Raw genomic sequence first — 20,742 nt, 5'->3', positions numbered from 1 at the left:
CTATTTAACGAATGCGACAAAATTTGCGATCGTTATCATTCTCAGGATATTGCCAAGAATAGGCAAAATGGCTAACTCCCTTTAGTTGGGGCGCAAATTGTCGGAGTGCCTGCATTTGCACTTCTAGGGATGGACGATTACTAACCGATTCTCCCCATTTGCCGGCTAAAGCTGGAACCACTTTTGTACCTGGTTTTGTCATACTCAAAACCCGTTGCACTTGCGCCACAATACAAGTGACATTACCGCAATTCCCATAAGACATGGGATGCCACTCTAATGTAGTGGGGAAGCGATCCCAAGGTTGTAAGCGAGAATCATACCCTTGTCCTACAGTTTGGTTGCCATCAGGGAAAAACACTACTCCCGTGGAAACTCCTTGCTGCTTTGCTGGGTAACTGGCTATATTGACAAAATCTAGAATTCCTTGCATGGCGTGAGCAACTGCTAGCTGCCACAATTCCCATTGCAAAAGTGGTTGTCTGTCGGTTGCAGACAGAATTGATTTTTGCGCTGCTGGGGGAATGCGTCCTTGCCAGAGAGGTTCCCCTTCCTGGGGATAAAGTTTATCAATTTCCGCGATATCTCCGGCGGTGACATATCCCTTGCTCAAATAGCGTCGAATTAAGTCCAGTCCTTTGTAATTCAGTGCCCGTTTAAATAAAGCTTCTTGAATTGCAGGACTAAATAGCCATAAATCTGAAACTTTGGTGGCGATGGAATCACTTCCTGCTTGTCGGGGATAGCGCACGTAGTCTAATAGCAAGCCATCTGGACGACGACGTAAAACTTCTTTTACTAATTGGTTGTAATCGCTTTTTGCTTGCGAGTTGTAGGGGTCGATAAATACTTGAGAGCCATTATCTACCACATATAGGCTCGTTTGACCTTTGCCATTGCGAGCGATCGCACTTTCTCTATCTCGTCGCTGGGCGTAAGTATAGCCGAAATTGTTAGTAAACATCCAGGCGTAGACTTTCAAACCACGTTGCCGACCTTTTTGAATTGCTGTGGCGAGTATATCGATGTTTTCTGTCCCTGGAGTGCGAATTATAGAAGGCCAAGCCGTCGGGTTAGCTTTTGCTGGCAATAATACCTGTCCGTCGTAAAATACTTCCAAATAAACCTGATTATAGCCACGGTTGACAATCCGATCCATAATCTGGTCGATTATTCCTGGCTGAATGTCACAGGGATACAAGCGTAACCAGACAGCTTGGATTTGTGGCCAAGTGCGAGTGCGGCACTGCTGTAATTCCTGTGCCTGTTTTTTTAGTAAGTTTTGGTAGCGGGTTTGGGCATCTTGATTGCCTTTAAGAGCTGATAAACGTAAGTTTTCTTTTTCTTTCGCCGCCGGCGATGATAACTGACAATATTGGGTTACTTGTGCGCTTGCTGGTTCGGTTCCAAAATTGGGTAGCAACGAACTAGTAGTGAAAAGAACAGCAAATATACGCCGCCAAAATAATGTTGATCTTGCAACGCTTAAAGGATGGTTAGACATATCTACCAGTAGATGGACACAATAATCATCGACCCCAATTTAGATAATTGTAGGTAACGTGTATCGAATTATATAAGTAAGCAGCAAGGGTTTAAAACCTATTTTTTCAAGACTGCCTAAGCCCTATTTGTGTTGCCGCATTTTTTTATAAAGACATAAACGCATATAAGGAAGTATAAAACATCTGAATACAAAGCAAGTTTAGTCTACTATTGGGTAGATTGCGCCTCTACCTTAGTTAGTGAAATTCTGCCAAAGCCAGTAGTTTTTTTGAAACAAGAATAGGTTGACTTTTAGCTCTTGTCATTAGCCACATCTTTTCAATCTCTGGCTTCGTTGATCTAGTTTGCTACTTTATAGCTATATTGCTAAAAGCTACATTAACGATTTTTGAATGTGTTGCTGAGTATGCTTCTTATACAATTCTTACCCTAGAAGGAATTTTAATATGCATCGTCGTTGGCTCTTATCTGCTTTAGCACTTTTGATGAGTATAGTTTTAGCTGCTTGCACGACTGCAACCACTCAGCAGTCACAAATAAAAGTCACAAACCCTACTGAGACAATAAACGCAAATTCTCAACAACTACCAACAGGATCGGTAAAAAGAGTTGTTGCTCTTTCTTCTCTTTCTGCGGATATTATCTCTCGACTTAATTCAAGCAAAATTGTCGGAATCACTGGTAGTAAATTATTTAAGAATGACTCAAAATTCAAAGATATTCCCCGTGTTAGTGAAGGACAAAGCCCGCCCAATTTAGAGAAAATAGTAGCACTCAAACCAGATTTAGTTATTGGTGCAGAAGGTTTTTCTAACATCCCAATTCAAAAACTTCAGCAGCTAGGAATTAATACCTTTCTTACTAAGGTGAATAACTGGGAATCTCTAGAAGAACTTACTAAAACCCTTGCTAAAAAAATTGATGCCGATCCTCTGCCTTTGTTAAATCGTTATAAAACTTTCTTGCCAGAAAAGCCAACTCAGGGTTTTTCTACTCTAGCGCTGGTTAGTCGTCAACCAATCTTAGCGCCGAATAAAAATAGTTGGGCAGGGGATTTGTTGGCAAAATTTCAAGCGAAAAACATAGCAGCAGATTTACAAGGAAAAAGTCCAATTGGTGGTTATGTGACGCTTTCTGCTGAGAAAGTTTTAGAAGCAAATCCAGAGGTGATAATTTTGGTTAATCCCCCACAAGGGAATTCGGAAGCAGTACTTTTGGATTCACTGAAGAAGGAAGCTTTTTGGCAGCAACTACAAGCAACTAAAAATAACCGAGTTTATATGTTTGATTATTATGGTTTGGTGAATCCAGGTAGTATAGATGCAATTGAAAAAGCTTGTCAGCAACTTAAGCAAGTGTTGTTTGCAGCACAGGGAACTTAGTTGAATTAAATATATAGCGAGTCCGCGAGCGTCTGAATAATCGGTGTTTTTGCACTCCCACCAAATTGAAAAATTGGTGGTCTTCAATCAGGATTAGACGTAGGTTGGGTGGAGCGGAGCGCAACCCAACACATATTAGGATGTTGGGTTACGCAAAGCCTCCACCCAACCTAAAATTTTTTTGCAACATTTTAGCCTAGATAGTCCATTACAAGACTACCGAGATTTTTTCAGAAATCAAATATGATTCCTATAGTAATCTTATTTAATTTAATTTGTGAAAATTGTAAGGCTTCAGAACCCCGACTTATTAAATAAGTCGGGGTTCTAGTTGTTTGTGCTTTTAATCTTTTGCAGAACTAATTGGTTTTTGACCAAAGGGGATATTTTTTTTACTTTCGGGAGAAGCACCCCCAAGGCTGCGGAAATACAGTCCTCCAATAGTGAGCAAGAACGTCACATATCCCACTGCTTGCACAAGATAGAGATTATCTCTGTAACCAAATAAAGATTTGAGAATAATGCCCGGAAACTGTTCGTCAGGCAAGATTGTGGAAGTATTTGAAACCATTGGCCCCAAAATACAGGAGTGGACTTTTGTAAAACGTTCGTAATAGAAACAAAAGCTTTCTGTGGAACGACTGCTAAGGGCAAGGTTAGCCACAGCTTCGTCAAAGTGTTTCAAGCTTGAAACTACCAACCCAGCCACAATCAACACTAAGAAAACGCCCATTACCTGAAAAAACTGGCGGATGTTAATTTTGACACCCCATTTAAATAGCAGCACTCCAATGGCTGTTGCTGCTACTAAACCAGCAATAGCACCCAATGCTGGCATTAATCCCTGTTGAAAATTAGCAGCAACAAACAGAACAGTTTCAAAGCCTTCACGGACAACGGCAATTAAAATTAAAGTAAAAACACCCCAGCCAGCATTTGAGTTTTGTGTCAGCGCTTGTGTTACTGCTCCTTCAACCGTAGCTTTCATGAATCTGGCTTGTTTAGTCATCCAGATTAGCATCCAACTCAGCATTGCGATCGCTAATACGCTAAATACACCTTCCAAGGCTGGCTCAACTACCGAGGTGTATTGAGGATTCGCTGCTCCCAATATTTGAATTACCCAACTGAATAGCACACCTATAAAAGCACTGACAACAATGCCAACGCCGATACCAGCATATACCCAAGAGTTGAGTCGGGATTGTTTAGCTTTTTTTAGCAAAGCTAGCACAATACCAACAACTAGGGCAGCTTCTACTCCTTCTCGGAGCGTTATTACAAAAGTAGGTAGAGCAGTACTAAAATCCATCTTTTTTCCTTTGTCTTTTGTCTTTTGTCATTAGTCAGTTGGCCTTTGTCATTTGAATTTATTTTTAACTAATGACCAATGACCAATGACTAATGACCAATGACTAATGACTTTTAGCTAAAATCGCGTAACATCTTTTTCAGTTCGAGATTATGCATCTCTTCTTGCCCAATCATGCCACGAGCGAATTCTTCAAGATAAATACTAGCATTGGTGACAGTTTCGAGCAGATTTTTATACAAATCCAATGCCTTTTTTTCATGGGATAAGCTTTCTTCCAAGATATCCTTGACTTTATGCTGGTAAGTTTCTTCCATTGGGGCAATTTTCAGGGAGGGATGCCCATCTAAACCGGTAAGAATTTCTCCTACTTGTTCAGCATGAAGTAAAGACTCGCTTGCCTGTGCTTTGAAAAAAGCGACAATTGGAATACGGTTAGGGCCAGTCACCATCAAAGAATAATGTGTATAACGCACTACTCCTGCTAGTTCAAATTCCATGATGGCGTTCAGCAAGTCGATAGTCTTTTTATAGTCAAGTTCTTGCATCAGTTCTTAGTTCAAGTAACGAATGGAGTGTAATTAGGTAGAAGTTAGGAGTTAGGAGTGAGGAGTTGGAAGTCAAGAGTTAGCAAATGGGGATTCTTAACTCAGGATTCTTAATTCATAACCCCTAACTCTTAACGATTTCATCATTTTAAACTCCTTCGCATCAGCTTTCCATTAAAACAAAGTGTTATCGCTGTGCTTGGGTATTGGATTTGTCAACTACTTTTTGAGAGTTTTCCTCAATGGTTTTCACCAGCTTGGTGACATCACTAGGGGTTTTGACTGCTTTAGCTGGTGGGATGGCGGCGGGCCAAACTTTTATTAGTTCAGCGAAACTAGAATCGATCGCTTTGTGCGCTTCGGGATCTGCTTGAGCTACTTGACTAGAAATTCCTTTGTATAAATCATTGGCGTAAACGACAAAACCACGGGAGTCTTGATACTCGATGGGCGCGGTTATTTTACCATTTGCGATCGCAGCGCCATATTCGGAGTTAGCTGAATCTAGCAGTTCGTTAATTACCTGTAGCACAAATCCTGGTTTTGAGCGTTGAGCTTCTGGCAAAGCTGCGATCGCTCCGTCAACTGCTTGCACTGAAGAAGTAAAATTAGTTTTAACTTTGCTATCCTTCGGACTAGATTTTACTAAATCTTGCAAACTCACTAATGTTGTCTTAAATTCTTTGACTTTGCGCTCATTTAATTGGTCTTCTACATCAACATAAATTTCCTCAACAGGATGTCCAATATGAGGCTCTGCTTGTTTTGGCTGATTCTGATCTAGCAGTTCTTGTGCTACCAAAAGATGCCCCTTCATTAAGCCCAATTTGCTCATGTAGTCAACATCTTTTGCCTCTCCAGTGAGTGCCACTTCTTGAACACCAACCTGGTCTTTAATTTGGTCAAATTGTTCTTGAGTAATTACTTTTTTAGTAACTAAATCTTCTGGGCTGCCATAAGGACGACCTGCCTGGATTTTGTTAGATAAAGCTGGAACACCTAGTTTGGCTTCAAACTTATCTAATTGTGACAAAATAGCAGTGTTAATGTTAATTTTTTCTTTGCTACCGTGACCACTATGACTGTTATTACTTACTGCCTCTGTAGCTGGGGTACTAGCAACTGGTGCTGATGGATTTTCTGCGGTTGGTGTACTGCTACAGGAACTCAATGTAATTATTGCCGCAGTTGCAACAGTTAAGCAGATATAACGAACTTTTATCATTTTTGCTCCTCACACAAATAAAAAGGTATTAATTGAAACATTTCAAACTATTAGTAGAAGCTAGTTTGTTTGACACGTTGTAGTAGACTTTACTTTGACATATAATGACAGTTTTTATCAACTAGTTGAACTAAAATTTTAATAAATTAATGACAAATTATTTATTTAAGAATTTTTTACAGTATTTTGAGAGTTACTCTCAGTAAGTACTTCAAATTGACCCATGCAACCACTTTCTGCGATCGCATCCTGATGGGGATGGAACATATACTTACCTGGGTAGCGAAAAGCAAATTCCAATATGTGCCTTTCTGCTACACCCATCGTAATCACATCAGTTTTCTCGCTAGGAGTCATACTCATGCCATAGCGGTAGACATCAAAGAAGTTGGCATGGAGATGAAAAGTCACTGCTGGATCGTATTCAATGATGTTGAGGACATACAGCCTAATCAACTGATCTTTGTAAATAGGAATGGGATTATGCATGTAATAGTGCGGCAGACCATTGAAGGCATAATAATCGTTATGGCTATCATCATTCACGTCATACCCACCCATCACTAGTACAATCTCATCAGCCGGAGGACGGGGAGTAGGTGGATCGATGATAAACATCCCGTATAGTCCCTTAGCAATGTGACGGGTGACTGGTTCAATATGGCAGTGGTACAGGTGTACACCATAAGGTTCAGCATCAAATTCATAAATTGTGGCGCTACCATTGCTGATTGGGCGAACACCATCCATTTCCGCCGGATGAACCCCATGAAAATGCAAAGAATGAGAATGTCCCGCGTTATTGAGAAATAGTATCCGAATGCGATCGCCCTGTTTAGCCCGTAGCGTTGGGCCTGGTATGCGACCATTTAAGTCCCAGATGTTGTAAGAGACAGCACTATTGAGCTTTATGATGGAAGTACCAGCAGTTAGCTGAAATTCACGGATAGTCCGCCCATTTTCTTGCTTTACCGTCCCATAATCAAAATCCCTTAACATCTTCATCGGGTTAGTAACATCGTCTGGTGCTTCCATGTTGAATGGTGGCACTTTGACGATTGACTTGCTTTGTAGATTTAGCATCTGCCAAAGTCCAGCTGCACCAGTCACTCCAGCACCTGCTAGTCCCAGCTTCAATAATTGACGGCGGCTCCAAGGCTTTCCGTTACCTAGAGCGAAGTTGTTGGGCATGACATTTAGTTACGGTAAGCACCAAAAAAGAGTTGCAAAAGATTTGCAATTGCTTTTAAAGCTTAGAGGAATTAATAATTATTGTCAATAATTTGATAGTGCTTAAAAACTGTTATTTAGATTGCTAAATCTAGATCAAGCTAGAATCAGTCTTTAAAAATTCTAGCTAAACTTGCTTTGTTTCAACAGTATTATTACGTTTAAATTATGTATAAATTATGTTTAGCAAAAACTAGCTGTTTTATACCTATTCCTGATATGCTTATTGCTTCAGCAATGCCTATAGTACAAACAATGAGTATAATAGCATCTTGGATATAGACACAAGCAAGCAAATATCGGTAATTAGTAGTGTATTTAATTGGCTTAGAGATAACATCAATTACATTTCAAGGAATTTTGGATGCTTGGTAACATGAGCATTTTTGATTTTTAATTTTAATCTGTTACCTTCGTGTTATCAGCTTTGAAAATGCCGTCATTCAAATCTATGTGTCATTCTTTTGTTATTTGTATGGATTTTATGTGGAGATTTCTACATCCTGATGAGCCGATGTTCAAAGGATAGTATAGTATTCACTAAAGTCGAATTACACAATACATTTGATACACACTTGTCAAATACAAAGTTGATCGTATATCTTTTTCCAATCAAGTGGCATCATGCCTTTTGATTGATAAATTACCCAAATTAATTACTAGGAGGTCAAAAATGACTACTTTTTCTCAAATGTCAGTATTGCAGAAAACCGCAGGTATTACCTTATCCAAGCCTGTGCAGGTAACACTTTATATGGTGCTATCTTCTTTAGTTATCTGGACTGTTTTGTTCTCCACCTATCCTGCGGTTCATAACACAGCACACTCAGCGCGTCACCATACATTAGGCGTTCCATGTCACTAAATTATCATAATCACAAGATTTTTTAGGTGAATGAAAAACTTTGCTAGTTAACATAACAAAGTTACAACGCTAAAATATCGCAGGTTCCGCACCAGCTTTTTTGCTTGGAAATAACTTTTAGGTAATGTAGAGATGCTTTTTTCATCTCCACCTTACATTAACTGTATTTTTGGCGTTGCTGATTAGATATATGAATCTTAGTGTAGAGACGTTGCATTGCAACGTCTCTACAAGGGTTTTGAAATCACGCAAAATCATTTTCATACCTGAATTCAGCAACGCCGTATTTCTGATGATGTCTGAATTTATCAATAATTCTTTTACTTACTAATAAAAATCTGGAGTAATTTTCATCCACTGCTATTAAGATTTACAGCGATTTTCAGGTAAATAGACCATAAGTAGGGGCGCAAGACCTTGCACCCCTACTACGACGGATGTGGTTCATATATGCTGTAAGTTGTAAAAAGTACAAAAGTTTCACATTTACCGTAAGTTTTTATGAAAAAATATCGACTTTTTGGGGTTATCAGTGCTGTTTGCATCACCTTGTCAATTCTTTATTCTTTTGTAGGAAATTCCCAAACCCCTACATCCAGAGTGCTACTCTCTACCAACCCAACTTTAGAACGTATTCTTCCCTTTGAAGCAGAGGCAGAAAAACCACAATCTCCTGTTACCCTGACCTTACAAGCTGTTGATGCTACGGGTAAACATTTAGAAAATACCAAAATTAGCCTACAAATTCTAACACCACCGCCTAATCCTTGGTTAACAACAGATTTCCCTATTGTTGAGGGAACAAAATTGCTGCAAATGAATGCTACTGCACCTGATGGTAAGCTAGAAATTCAGCAGATGTTACCCATTCGTGGTAACTACCAACTAATGGTAAATGTGTCACCTTTAGTAGCAAATGCTTTTGCTCCATATCAGCAAATTTTAAATCTGAATGTCCACGAAAATCCAATCAAATATAAATATTTTGTGGTTATCGCAGCTATTTTACTATCACTTGGATTGTTAGGTGGTTGGGTTATCGGCGGACAAGGAGAACTACAACAAGGAGAAATTGCGCCACAGTCAGTACGCCTTTTATTAAGTGCATTGACAGTGGTGGCTATAGTAACCCTATTAGTTATCAATATTAGTGCAGAAGTTGCAGAAGCTCATGGCAGTGAACACCATCCAAGTAGTACTGAAGTAATTGCACCATCATCTCAGAAATCTCAAGGATTGGAAATTAGCCTTGACGTAGATAAAAACGCAACTGTCGGAAAACTTGCGAATTTAGCACTACAACTGAAAGATACAGCAACCGGACAACCGATCACAGATGTAGCGTTGCAAGTAAAAGCGATCGCTACAGAACATAATTTAACAGTCTTTGACTACAAAGGGATTCCCGACGAGCAAGGTAAGTTAACATGGCAAGAACAGTTTTTTGATGGTTCACCCCACAAAATCGAGGTGGAAGCAACTCCTCTCCCAGGATCTAACCGTCAATTTGCATCAGTAAAAGTAGCCCAAGAAGTTGAAGTTGAAGCGATCGCACCACCAATTTATATCCGGTTAATTGGTTTATTCTACTTTACAGCCTTCGTCGGCATTGGTATGGCGATTGGATTGCTAATACAGCACCGACGAACACCACAAGCAAGGGAAAATTAGTAATATCTATTGATTTAGTGATAATTCTAGCCAATCTAACAATGTGTATTAAGTAAGTGGGCAAGAACAAATCAAACTATATTAGGCTTGTAGTAAGGCTTAAAACTCTTACCACAAGCCTTTAATTATTGATACCTAATTACTTAATAAATAAAATTCCTCGTATAAAATTACACCATATTTTATTCACTTAATTGCGACTGGGATAATTTATAATTCCAACAGCAGAACAAAAACGAGATTTAAATTTGGTAATATGTTTATTCCATTTGCCTGAAGTTTACTTAATTTATATTTTGTTTGTTGTGAACTAATAAAACATTATGCTTTTATTGCAATTGCTATTGAATTTATTAATCTTAAATAGCTCAAAATCTCGTTTGCAAATGGATGTTAATATACTAAAAATCTTCAATCATTACGATAATTTTATATTTATGATCGGCAGAAAATCAAGACTTACAAAATATCTCCCTCCTATTTGGCTACGGTTTGTAATCATTATTTTGTTAATATTAGGGATATTTTTTCGCTTCGCCTATCTGGATCGAAAAGTCTACTCGCACGATGAAGCTTATACCTCATTACGAATTTCTGGTTACACTAAAACAGAATTTGTTCAACAAGTATTTAATGGGCGCGTGTTTGCTGTTGGAGATATACAAAAATATCAACAGCCTAATTCTGAAAAAAGTTTAATCAATACAATCAACTCTTTGGCGGTGGAGGATGCTCAACATCCTCCACTTTATTACGTGATGGTTAGATTATGGATGCAATTTTTTGGCAATTCAGTAGCGACTACGAGAAGCTTGTCAGCCATAATTAGCTTGCTAGTCTTTCCTTGCATTTATTGGCTGTGCTTAGAATTATTTCAGTCACCCATAACAGCATGGATAAGCATATCTCTTCTAACAGTCTCGCCCTTCCATGTGCTGTACGCCCAAGAAGCAAGGGAGTTCGGTTTGTGGATAGTCACTACTTTGCTAACGAGTATTGCACTGCTGCGAGCAATAAGACTGGGTAGCAAGAAGCTTTGGGGGATTTATGCAGTAACAGTGGCACTAGGATTGTACACCTTTTTGTTTTCTGGGTTGCTAGCGATCGCCTACGGTATTTATGTATTTGCCATTGAACGCTTTCGATTCACCAAAAGTGTTAAAGCTTATCTAATAGCAACCAGTGCCGGATTTTTAGCTTTCTTTCCTTGGATTTTAATTATTATTAATAGCCTGTCTGAAATTGATCGCACAACAGCCAGCGCTCAAACCAGAGAATCTGTATCATTTTTGGTTTCTGGTTGGATTGGTAATATTAGCTATTTATTTGGTGATTTTTGGCGCTACGAACCATTTTTTCCAGATTTGAATTTGCCAATTTTGCGCTGGGGTCGATTTTTAGTTCCCTTAATACTAATCTTGGTAGTATATTCCTTCTTATTTCTTTATCGTCAAGCAGGGAAACGAGTTTGGTTATTTGTTTTTATCTTAAGTGGTGTACCTGCTTTAGCTCTCATCTTGCCTGATTTAATTATTGGAGGTAAAGTCAGCCTGCGACCAAGATATATCATTCCATGTTATATAAGCATTCAGCTAGCTGTTGCTTACTTGCTGGCAACTCAAATTATTTCTTCTAAGTTAATCGTCCGCAAATTTTGGCAATTATTAATGGTAGTAGTAATTTCCAGTGGAGTTATATCTTGTACCGTCAGTTCTCAAGCCGAGACATGGTGGAATAAAGGCAGCCATAAAAACCCTGAAATAGCTCGTATCATCAATAAAGCTAATAATCCATTATTAATTAGTAGTAATTATTCCCTAAATATTGGCGATCTAATGTCTCTCATTCATTTGCTTGATCACAACGTGCAGATGCAATTGGTAACTGAACCAAGCATACCAAAAATTCCTGATACTTTCAGTAATATATTTTTGTATAATCCTTCTAGACAGTTTCGAGCGGAGCTTGAGAAGAAATACAAACTAGTCGATGTTTTCCAGTATAGTAGGCTGTGGCGGTTAGAACAGAAAAGCAGATAAACTTTTGATTATTTATAACTTACTATATTTATTAAGTAAAATTTGATTATTTCCCAGCTCATAAAATTAAAATTTACTCAGAAAAAAGAAAGTAATGCTGACAAAAATTGCTGTTGAAGAAATTCTTGAACGTGCCTTGATGGGATACGATTTATCTCCCGAAGAGGGAGTAGTGTTGTTACAACAAACTGAAGCAGAGGCGATCGCAGCAATTCGTGCTACATCCGACACACTCCGCCACACCCAAGCAGGCGATACGGTTACATACATAATTAACCGTAATATCAACTTTACTAATATTTGTGAGCAGCACTGTAGTTTTTGTGCATTCCGTCGAGATGATGGTGATGTCGGCGCATACTGGTTAGATTCGGCGCAAATTTTGGAAAAAGCGACAAATGCAGTGCAACGGGGTGCTACAGAAATCTGTATGCAGGGTGGGTTAAATCCACAAGCGCTGATAAATGGTAAATCTTTGCCCTACTACCTCAAGGTAGTGGAAACCATCAAACAGGAATTTCCACAGATTCATCTCCACGCTTTTTCCCCGCAAGAAGTGGAATTTATCGCCAGACTTGATGGACTTGAGTATGCAGATGTGATTATTGCTTTGCGCGATGCTGGTGTTGGCTCAATGCCGGGAACAGCAGCAGAAGTATTAGACGATGAAGTAAGGCGGATACTGTGTCCAGAAAAGATTAATACAGCAACTTGGCTAGAAATTGTCAGCACCGCTCATAAATTAGGCTTACATACCACTAGCACTATGTTATCTGGGCATATTGAAACCCACGAGCAGCAAATTGGACATTTAGAAAAATTGCGATCGCTCCAACAAACCGCCATCAATCAGGGATATCCAGCAAAGATCACAGAGTTTATTTTATTACCATTTGTTGGTCAAGAAGCGCCCAAACCGTTACGTCGCCGTGTTGGACGCGATCAACCAGTTTTAAGCGATGCGCTGCTGCTAGGTGCTGTGGCGCGGATTTACTTGGGTAATTGGATTCCCAATCATCAGCAGAGTTGGGTAAAACTTGGGCTTGCAGGTGCAACGGAAGCCCTAGTTTGGGGTTGCAACGATATCGGCGGCACCTTGATGGAGGAGCATATCACCACAATGGCGGGTGCTTTGGGTGGTACATGTATGGAAGTAGAAAACTTGCAAACTGCGATCGCTTCTTTAGGACGACCTTACCAACAACGTGAGACTCTTTATCAAAAAGTTAGGATTTAAGAGTTAGGAGTAGCCTTTTCAAGGTGGATAAAAATTTTAGTTAAAAAATTCCTTTCCAATCTCTTTACTTTGTGTTTTCTGCACCTCTGGGGTTAAATAAATTACTTTTTAACCCCAGAGGCACAGCGAAAAAAATGATATTAAAGTATGATTCGAAAAATTTCTAACTTCTGGTTACGTCATATACATCCTCGTTTGGCTCCCTTAATTGCGACAATTGGTATTGTTGGACTTACTAGTTGTCTTCTCATCCTTTTTGTTTTAGCACAACTGGCTGAAGAGGTTTTAGAGCGAGATGCTTTTAGATTTGATACTACTTTTCTGTTATGGCTACATCAGTTTGCCAATCCAAATTTAGATAATTTAATGCTGTTTATTACAAATCTTGGTAATCCTACTACAGTGGTTATCGTTGTTGGCATTAATCTACTATTACTTTGGTGGCGACGCTATCGAGAAGAAGCAAGATTTTTTCTACTTGCTTGCCTGGGAGCATTCATTTTAAATACAGGGCTAAAGTTATTTTTTTCTAAACCTCGCCCGGAACTCTGGCATCAATTAATTTCTGAAAAATCTTTTAGTTTTCCTAGCGGTCATGCACTTGGTTCTATGGTGCTTTATGGTTTTATTGCTCACGAATTGGCAACTCATTATCCTCGTTTTGCCAAGTTAATTTACAGTTTGACAGTTATTTTAATTGCTGCTATTGGTATTAGCCGTTTATATTTAGGAGTCCATTGGCCCACAGACATAATTGCAGGTTATGGAGTCGGCTTTTTGTGGCTAATGATATGTATTACGATGCTGAAATTGCAGAGATTGAGGCAAGGAAACTCAGTTGATTAAATAAACCTCATCGATGTTGAAACCAAGAGTTTTTAAAAGATATATTTATGTAGGTTGGGTGGAGTGAAACGCAACCCAACATTACCACCTTTTTTATGTTGGGTTACGCGATCGCTTGACATTCAAGACAGTCGCTACAAAACTACGGTTCTCAAGGTAGACAAGGTTTAGTCTCAACCTCTCATTCTATAAACCTAACTCACAAGCTACTATTTTCCATAGACTGAAAACTGTTGCTCTCACTCTAGGTAGTAAACCCATAACGAGAGCATTATCCCTTCTGAGGATTTCGTCGAATCGGCGATTGAAATCCCTACTCACCAACTGCCGCAGGAATTTTGTCAAGAGTATAAGGGACTTCCAAATAAAACAATATCCCAAAACTAACGCAAATAATTCTCTCTATCTCTTCTCCCTCTGTGTTCTCTGTGCGGCAGTCGCTCATGGGGGAAACCCCCAAGACCGCGCTGCCTTGTCTCTGTGGTTCGTTTATTTGGATAATTGATTTCTTGGAAGTCCCTAAGCGAGAAATCTGCACCCAGTTGGTAATCGAAAAACTACCGCCTCAACAAGTAAATTTAAGTGCGTTACTGTACATCATACGGCGAAGCAAACTATGCGCGTAGCGTCTGGTAGAGAAGCCATGACTATGATAATTATCCAATCAGATTTTTTAATCATCTAAATTTTTTGCCCAAGATGCTTGTAAATGAACGCCTTTTAGGGAATGAAATAGTCCTTACCAACTTCCTACTCCCCATTCAATTGATCCCCAAGTTACCAATCCAAGATAGGATGGACGTTGATTTACGTATTCTTTTAATTAATGCATATGAAGCGCTATTGGTCGCGTTTGCTTGCGCTGGTTTTGGTTGTGTCTATCGGCTTAATGGGCTGTTCTGGCAGTCCAGATAGTTTGACTGGGGATTATCGCCAAGATACCTTAGCTGTGGTCAATGTGATGAGACAGGCTCTGAATCTATCACAAGATTCATCAGACAAAACAGCAGTTCAAGCAGAAGCGCGTCAGAAAATTAATGACTTTTCGGCTCGCTATCAGCGAGTTAACTCTGTTTCTGGTCTTGGTTCCTTTACAACCATGCGGACAGCCCTTAATTCCCTGGCTGGACACTACAGTTCTTACCCAAATCGTCCCGTACCCGAAAAACTCAAAAATCGTTTAGAGAAGGAATTACAGCAGGTTGAGGCAGCGCTAAAGCGTGGCGGTTAACTTTTAGACTAAGCGAAAAAACATCTAATTTGCATAACCAAATTAAATATAACTCTTGTGGGGTAGGCCGAAAAGCCCGCCCAGTTTATGCAATTTAAATGTGAAACAGCTTATTATCTATTCAATGATCAAGAATCAAGAGTCAAAAGTTTTGACTCTTGATTACCTTTTAAATTTTTCAATAAAAATTGTCTAAATCCGCAGTCCAAAATTCAACTTACTTTGTATCCATCCAATTTTCACCGACACGCGCCTCTACCAGCAATGGCACGCTCAACTGGACTGAGTTTTCCATCACCGACTTAATTTGCGGTTGTAATTCTTCCCACTCATCAGGGGGAATTTCAAACACTAATTCATCGTGTACTTGCAACAACAAACGCGCCTGATAGTTCTTCAAAACCTCATGCAGTCTTACCATTGCAATTTTGATAATATCAGCGTTAGAACCTTGAATTGGTGCATTAGCCGCCGAGCGTAATAAACCCGCATCATAAGGGCCCAAATTCTTCAATTTACTCAGATCAATATCTTCTGGATTGCTGCCTTTTAATTTGCGTAAACTGTTATTAGTAAAATCAAAGTAACGACGGCGACCAAGAATAGTTTCTACATAACCAAGAGCGATCGCTTCTTTTTTAACCTGCTCCAAATATGCAAAAACTTTAGGATATCGTTCATTAAACCGCTTAATGAACTCGTTGGCAATGTTCTTATCTATCCCAGTTGAGCGCGAAAATCTTAAAGAACCCATTCCATAAATCACACCAAAATTGATAGTTTTTGCTATTCCTCGTTCTTCTGAGGTTATATTTTCTTTTTCAAATACTAACCGCGCGGTAACAGTGTGAACATCTTCATTTTGCTGATATGCTTGCACTAATATTGGCTCTTGACTCAAATGAGCCAAAATCCGCAATTCAATTTGTGAGTAATCAGCAGCCACCATTAACCAACCAGCTTCAGGTAAAAAGGCCTTCCGAATTTGGCGACTAAAAGCTGTACGAATCGGGATATTTTGCAAATTCGGATTAGAAGAAGATAACCTACCAGTTGATGTTGCTGCTTGATTAAAATCAGTATGCACTCTCTGGGTATCTGGACGAACCAATGCAGGTAGGGCATCAACATAAGTAGACTTTAATTTAGATAGGGTGCGATACTCAATAATCGCCTCAACAAAACCACTTTTATCATCTTCTTGGAGTTTTTCTAGTGTTGCTGCATCTGTAGAGAAGCCCGTTTGAATTTTACGAGAATGTTTGGTGCTTAATCCCAACTTTTCAAACAATATTTGGCTCAACTGCTTAGGAGAACCCAAGTTAAAATTTTCCCCAGCTATTTCAGTTGCTTCTTCTTTTAATCTGGCTAACTCCGTTTCTAAATGCTGCGAAAGTTCTTTTAAATAAGCTGAATTAATACGGACACCCGTATATTCCATTTGGGCTAAAACTGCTTCTAGTGGCTGTTCAACTTCCACTAATAGCTTAGACAAAGTTGGAATTTGCTCCAGTTCCTCACGCAATTTCGGTACTAAACCAAAGGTAGAATAAGCATCCATACCGCAGTAATCTGCAACGGCGGGAATATCTATATCAGCGATGGTTTTGCCTTTAGGAACTAAATCTAAGTAACTTTTTGCTATCAATCCCAAATATCGCTGCCCTAAATCCATCAAATTATGACTTGAGTCTGGATTTAGAATGTAACTTGCCAACATGGGATCAAACACTACTCCCGCCAAATTAATCCCTTGACACTTTAAAACTAGGCGATCAAATTTAGCATTCTGTAAAGCTTTCGGATAATCAGCGCTTTCAAGAATTGGGCGTAATGCTTCTAGCACCAAATCTTTATGCAAATTTTCTCCAGTTTTATGCCCCACAGGAATATAAGCTACCTCATCTGGTTGCATTCCCCAACAGCAACCAATTCCTACTAACTCAGCATCTCTTGGTTCTAAAGCGGTAGTTTCAGTATCCCAAGCAACGGGAATATCTGGGGTGGTAAATGTTTGCAAAAGTTTCACTAACTCAGTTAGTTTAGCTTCAGTGTTGATGATGCGTGGTGTAATAGGAGAAGTAGATTGTTGTGGAACTGCTGCTGTATCGCTAGCACTGAAAAACCACAAATCATTATCTTCATCATCTCTCAATTCTGAGTTAGGATTAACTACGTCTGTTTTGGCTTCTTGCTTTTCTTCAATTTTGCCACCAAAACGTTGTTGAAGGTCGTTGATTTTCCCTAAAAAAGACTTGAATTCTAACTTTTCTAAAATGGGGGATAAGACGCTTGTATCAAAGCCTTTTAATTTGCAATCTTCTAAATTAATTTCTATAGGAACATCTAAAACTATGGTTGCCAAATAACGAGACTTATCGGAATCTTCTTTACCACTCGCCAGTTTTTTCTGGGTTGCGCCTTTAATTTCATCTAATGCAGCATAAATATTGTCAAGGGAACCATAGGTACTTAGCAGCTGTACTGCTGTCTTTTCTCCAATTCCTTTAACTCCAGGAATATTATCTGATTTATCACCACAAAGAGCTTTGAAATCGATAATTTGTGAAGGTAAAACGCCCATCTTCTCTTTGACTTGTTCTGCTTCAAATTCCGTAATGCTATTTGTAGAGCGTTTTATGGCATCTGGACTAAAATTCAGAACAGTGATTTCTTTGTCAGAGTCGATCAGTTGAAATAAATCGCGATCGCCTGTGAGAATCTTCACCCTATACCCAGCAGCAGTTACTCGCTGTGCTAAGGTTCCTAAAACATCATCCGCCTCATAACCAGGGGCAGTGAAAATTGGTAGATTAAAGCCATTCAGTAACTCATGCAGGTTTTCTAAGTCAGGAATGAAGTCTTCTGGCGTTTCTTTGCGATCGGCTTTATAAGTCTCGTCAGCTTCATGGCGAAAAGTGGCCTCACCCAAATCAAAAGCGATCGCCATTGCTTGAGGCTGTTGTGTTGCCATTACCTCTAGCAGGCACTTCACAAAACCAAAACATATACTCGTAGGAATCCCTGCTTTAGTACGCAGTCCTCCATCTCGCCCTTTGGCGAAAGCAAAGTATGAACGATAAGCCAGCGAGTGTCCATCTACAAGGATGAACGTGGGGCGTGTTGCAGTTACAGAAGTGAAAGTTTCAGACATAGCCCTATTTTAGCCAGAAGCTTTGTCACATAGTTAGCAATTTAAGATGCTTGTTCAACTTGGTTTTGGCGACAATAGCGCACTTTTTGAGTGCGAAATAATTTATGTATTGTTTTACACATATCAATGTCTACGCATTTACAGTTTTAGTACGGAAGTCCAGTAGAAGCAACTTTTGCTGGAGATACTACCCTAATTAGGTACGTGGGTATCAACATACTAACCAGATAGTAACCAAATCCCCAACTTCTCAGCAGAAATCAGGGATCTATACTCCTGAGCGCTTTATGTTTAATTCGATAGACCTAGCTTACTTCTCAGGAACCAACAAACACTAGCTTAGTATTTCGCCTTCAGACTACCACTATACAAAGCCTCTCTTCCTTAAGAAAACTTTATATGTACCAATCAAGAAGTATATTTTCCACAGGGACTAGAATATAAAAGCTTTACATAAAGTTACGTGTATTTATCAAGCCTACAAGTAAAGTTTCAGAGTTAGAAATAAATTAGTAATCCCGTAATGATTCGTTTTAGAAAAATCTTTCATCATGAAAAAAAAATTATTGAACACTCTTGCCACTGCGACAACTTTGGCAGGAATTGTTGCAACATCTAGCGCAGCTAATGCAGCTTCTCTCTCGTACACTAGTTCCATAGATTATGATTTGACAGATATCACTGATGCACCTCTGAGCGTCCAACAATTTGACTCATCTCTAGGCACACTCACAGGTATGACAATAGGATTTACTGGCGATATCCTGGGAAATGCAGGTTTTGAAAATACAGGTAAAAGCTCGGCCAATATAACAGTAAATCTTGCCAGTCAACTCACCTTAAAACTAAATAATCAGTCTCTGTTTGCGCTCAATCCACAAAATAGCTTCAGTTACGAAGTTGGTCAATTTGACAACAGCATTGATTTTGGTGGTACATCTGGAAGGACTGTTTCTGGACTAACTGCCACACAATCTGGTACTCAGTCTTTCACTAATACCCAATTCTTGCAGTCTTTCATTGGTAATAGCAACATAGACTTTTTGTTCTCAGCTACAGCCAATTCAGTAGTTTCAGGTTCGGGCAACATAGCATCTTATGTTCAAACGCTTGCCAAAGCAAATATCAAAGTAACTTATGACTACGATGATGTTAAATCGATACCTGAACCTTCTGCCACACTTGGAGTTGGTTTAATTGCTGGGCTTTGCCTATTGTCACAACGCAAAAAAAGCTGGATCAAAGGGTAAAATTCATAGATTTTCTTGAATAAGTGGTTTTTTCCATCTTATCTATCCGTCAGGCTCTTTAATTTAAATTAAAAACCCCAATTTTTTCAATAATTGGGGTTTTTTGTTAGGATTATTATCCAGAGTTTTGAGAAATTTTTAGCAATATTTAAAAAATACTATAGCAATCTAAAATCGTGTGATTCAGCATCCTCATGTTATAAAAATTAGGTTGACTAGAGAACCCAATTTTTGCTAATGTTCCCCACTCCTGTTAACCTCTTACTGGAACTTAAAATCTAGGAAATTATGCAGAAAGCATCTGCCATCCATTTGGCATCTACCGATCATCAGGCTGCTGCAAAAGACATTAAACTACTAGTTTTGGATATAGATGGCACGATCGCAGGACACTCTAACACCATCAGCACAGGTGTAAAGCAAGCTATTGTTGCAGCGCAAGCAAAAGGAATTCAAGTAGCGATCGCTACAGGTAGAATGTATCGTTCAGCATTGCGTTTTCACCAAGACATCGGCTCTACCTTACCATTAATGGCTTATCAGGGAGCCTGGATTCAAGACCCGAACACCCAAGAAATTCATCGCCATTGGGCTGTTTCCAGAGAAATGGCCCACCAGCTACTCGACTATTTTGAACAGCCTGAGTTGCGATCGCTCCTATCTGTTCACTTTTACATCAACGATCAGCTATATGTCCGTGAAATAACCAGAGAAACCCAAATTTATGCAGAACGTTCTGGTATTACTCCGATTCCCGTTGGTGATTTGCGCCAAACTTTAACAAATGAACCGACAAAAATTCTCGCTTTGTCTGATGACATAGATTTAATCGATCGGTTATTGGGGAATTTGCGCCGCCAATATACACCGACTGAACTTTATCTCACAACATCTGTTGCTACCTTTTTTGAAGCAACTAACGCCTCTGTGAATAAGGGAACTGCTGTGCGTTACCTAGCCGAAGAATTACTTGGATTAGAGATAGCCAACGTTATGGCGATTGGTGATAACTTCAATGATGTAGAAATGCTAGAGTCTGTTGGACTTGGTGTAGCTATGGGCAATGCACCCGAAGGAGTTCAAGCGATCGCGCAGTGGGTAGCTCCTAGTGTAGAGGAAGACGGAGCAGCAGTAGCAATTGAAAAGTTTTTGCTGTAATGAGGACACTTTTTCAAGCCTAAACCCTATAAATCAGAAAGGACACCGACGACTGGCCGTGTTTCGTCTCGGTGCCCTAGCTGGTTCG

At 39.4% G+C, this 20,742-nt stretch carries 15 protein-coding genes; 9 read left to right on the top strand and 6 right to left on the bottom strand.

The window, feature by feature from the left end:
* Window positions 1-4: 4 nt before the first annotated feature.
* Window positions 5-1,504 (bottom strand): family 10 glycosylhydrolase, encoded by a 1,500-nt coding sequence (locus tag GJB62_RS09250; protein ID WP_114084340.1) that lies wholly within the window; start codon window positions 1,502-1,504, stop codon window positions 5-7.
* Window positions 1,505-1,952: 448 nt separating this feature from the next.
* Between GJB62_RS09250 and GJB62_RS09245 the strand changes: the two genes are divergently transcribed.
* Window positions 1,953-2,888 carry an ABC transporter substrate-binding protein gene (locus GJB62_RS09245; protein WP_114084341.1) on the top strand — a complete coding sequence of 312 codons (936 nt, stop codon included), beginning with the start codon at window positions 1,953-1,955 and terminating at the stop codon, window positions 2,886-2,888.
* 343 nt (window positions 2,889-3,231) lie between these two features.
* Here GJB62_RS09245 and GJB62_RS09240 read toward each other — a convergent pair whose 3' ends face one another.
* From GJB62_RS09240 to GJB62_RS09225, 4 genes are all read right to left on the bottom strand, one after another.
* Window positions 3,232-4,200: an FTR1 family protein gene (locus GJB62_RS09240; protein WP_114084342.1), complete on the bottom strand. Its 969-nt coding sequence runs from the start codon at window positions 4,198-4,200 to the stop codon at window positions 3,232-3,234.
* A gap of 113 nt (window positions 4,201-4,313) precedes the next feature.
* The gene (locus GJB62_RS09235; RefSeq protein ID WP_012412436.1) at window positions 4,314-4,748 is read right to left on the bottom strand and encodes a ferritin-like domain-containing protein; all 435 of its coding nucleotides are present in this window, start codon (window positions 4,746-4,748) and stop codon (window positions 4,314-4,316) included.
* A gap of 187 nt (window positions 4,749-4,935) precedes the next feature.
* The gene (locus GJB62_RS09230) at window positions 4,936-5,973 is read right to left on the bottom strand and encodes a helix-hairpin-helix domain-containing protein (RefSeq protein WP_114084343.1); all 1,038 of its coding nucleotides are present in this window, start codon (window positions 5,971-5,973) and stop codon (window positions 4,936-4,938) included.
* Window positions 5,974-6,138: 165 nt separating this feature from the next.
* Window positions 6,139-7,164 carry a multicopper oxidase domain-containing protein gene (locus tag GJB62_RS09225; RefSeq protein WP_114084344.1) on the bottom strand — a complete coding sequence of 342 codons (1,026 nt, stop codon included), beginning with the start codon at window positions 7,162-7,164 and terminating at the stop codon, window positions 6,139-6,141.
* Between the two features lie 712 nt (window positions 7,165-7,876).
* Between GJB62_RS09225 and GJB62_RS09220 the strand changes: the two genes are divergently transcribed.
* From GJB62_RS09220 to psb27, 6 genes are all read left to right on the top strand, one after another.
* The gene (locus tag GJB62_RS09220; protein ID WP_114084345.1) at window positions 7,877-8,068 is read left to right on the top strand and encodes a CbtB domain-containing protein; all 192 of its coding nucleotides are present in this window, start codon (window positions 7,877-7,879) and stop codon (window positions 8,066-8,068) included.
* A 501-nt stretch (window positions 8,069-8,569) separates the two neighbouring features.
* Window positions 8,570-9,739 carry a hypothetical protein gene (locus tag GJB62_RS09215; protein WP_114084346.1) on the top strand — a complete coding sequence of 390 codons (1,170 nt, stop codon included), beginning with the start codon at window positions 8,570-8,572 and terminating at the stop codon, window positions 9,737-9,739.
* A 437-nt stretch (window positions 9,740-10,176) separates the two neighbouring features.
* Window positions 10,177-11,778 (top strand): glycosyltransferase family 39 protein, encoded by a 1,602-nt coding sequence (locus tag GJB62_RS09210; protein ID WP_114084396.1) that lies wholly within the window; start codon window positions 10,177-10,179, stop codon window positions 11,776-11,778.
* A 94-nt stretch (window positions 11,779-11,872) separates the two neighbouring features.
* A complete protein-coding gene (cofH, locus tag GJB62_RS09205; RefSeq protein WP_114084347.1) occupies window positions 11,873-13,015 on the top strand; it encodes a 7,8-didemethyl-8-hydroxy-5-deazariboflavin synthase subunit CofH in 1,143 nt (380 codons plus the stop codon).
* 147 nt (window positions 13,016-13,162) lie between these two features.
* The gene (locus GJB62_RS09200) at window positions 13,163-13,861 is read left to right on the top strand and encodes a phosphatase PAP2 family protein (protein ID WP_114084348.1); all 699 of its coding nucleotides are present in this window, start codon (window positions 13,163-13,165) and stop codon (window positions 13,859-13,861) included.
* 826 nt (window positions 13,862-14,687) lie between these two features.
* Window positions 14,688-15,092, top strand: a complete 405-nt coding sequence (gene psb27, locus GJB62_RS09195) for a photosystem II protein Psb27 (RefSeq protein WP_175586534.1) — start codon at window positions 14,688-14,690, stop codon at window positions 15,090-15,092.
* Window positions 15,093-15,309: 217 nt separating this feature from the next.
* On the opposite strand, the gene polA is transcribed toward psb27, so the two are convergent.
* A complete protein-coding gene (polA, locus tag GJB62_RS09190; RefSeq protein WP_114084351.1) occupies window positions 15,310-18,246 on the bottom strand; it encodes a DNA polymerase I in 2,937 nt (978 codons plus the stop codon).
* Between the two features lie 551 nt (window positions 18,247-18,797).
* Between polA and GJB62_RS09185 the strand changes: the two genes are divergently transcribed.
* Both GJB62_RS09185 and GJB62_RS09180 read left to right on the top strand, forming a co-directional pair.
* Window positions 18,798-19,496: a PEP-CTERM sorting domain-containing protein gene (locus tag GJB62_RS09185; RefSeq protein ID WP_114084352.1), complete on the top strand. Its 699-nt coding sequence runs from the start codon at window positions 18,798-18,800 to the stop codon at window positions 19,494-19,496.
* 288 nt (window positions 19,497-19,784) lie between these two features.
* Window positions 19,785-20,654: a Cof-type HAD-IIB family hydrolase gene (locus GJB62_RS09180; protein WP_114084353.1), complete on the top strand. Its 870-nt coding sequence runs from the start codon at window positions 19,785-19,787 to the stop codon at window positions 20,652-20,654.
* Window positions 20,655-20,742: the final 88 nt, after the last annotated feature.

The organism is Nostoc sp. ATCC 53789, assembly GCF_009873495.1.
GTDB lineage: Bacteria > Cyanobacteriota > Cyanobacteriia > Cyanobacteriales > Nostocaceae > Nostoc > Nostoc muscorum_A.
Note: the sequence above shows the minus strand (reverse complement) of the source record. Positions and strands in the feature narration are given on the sequence as shown.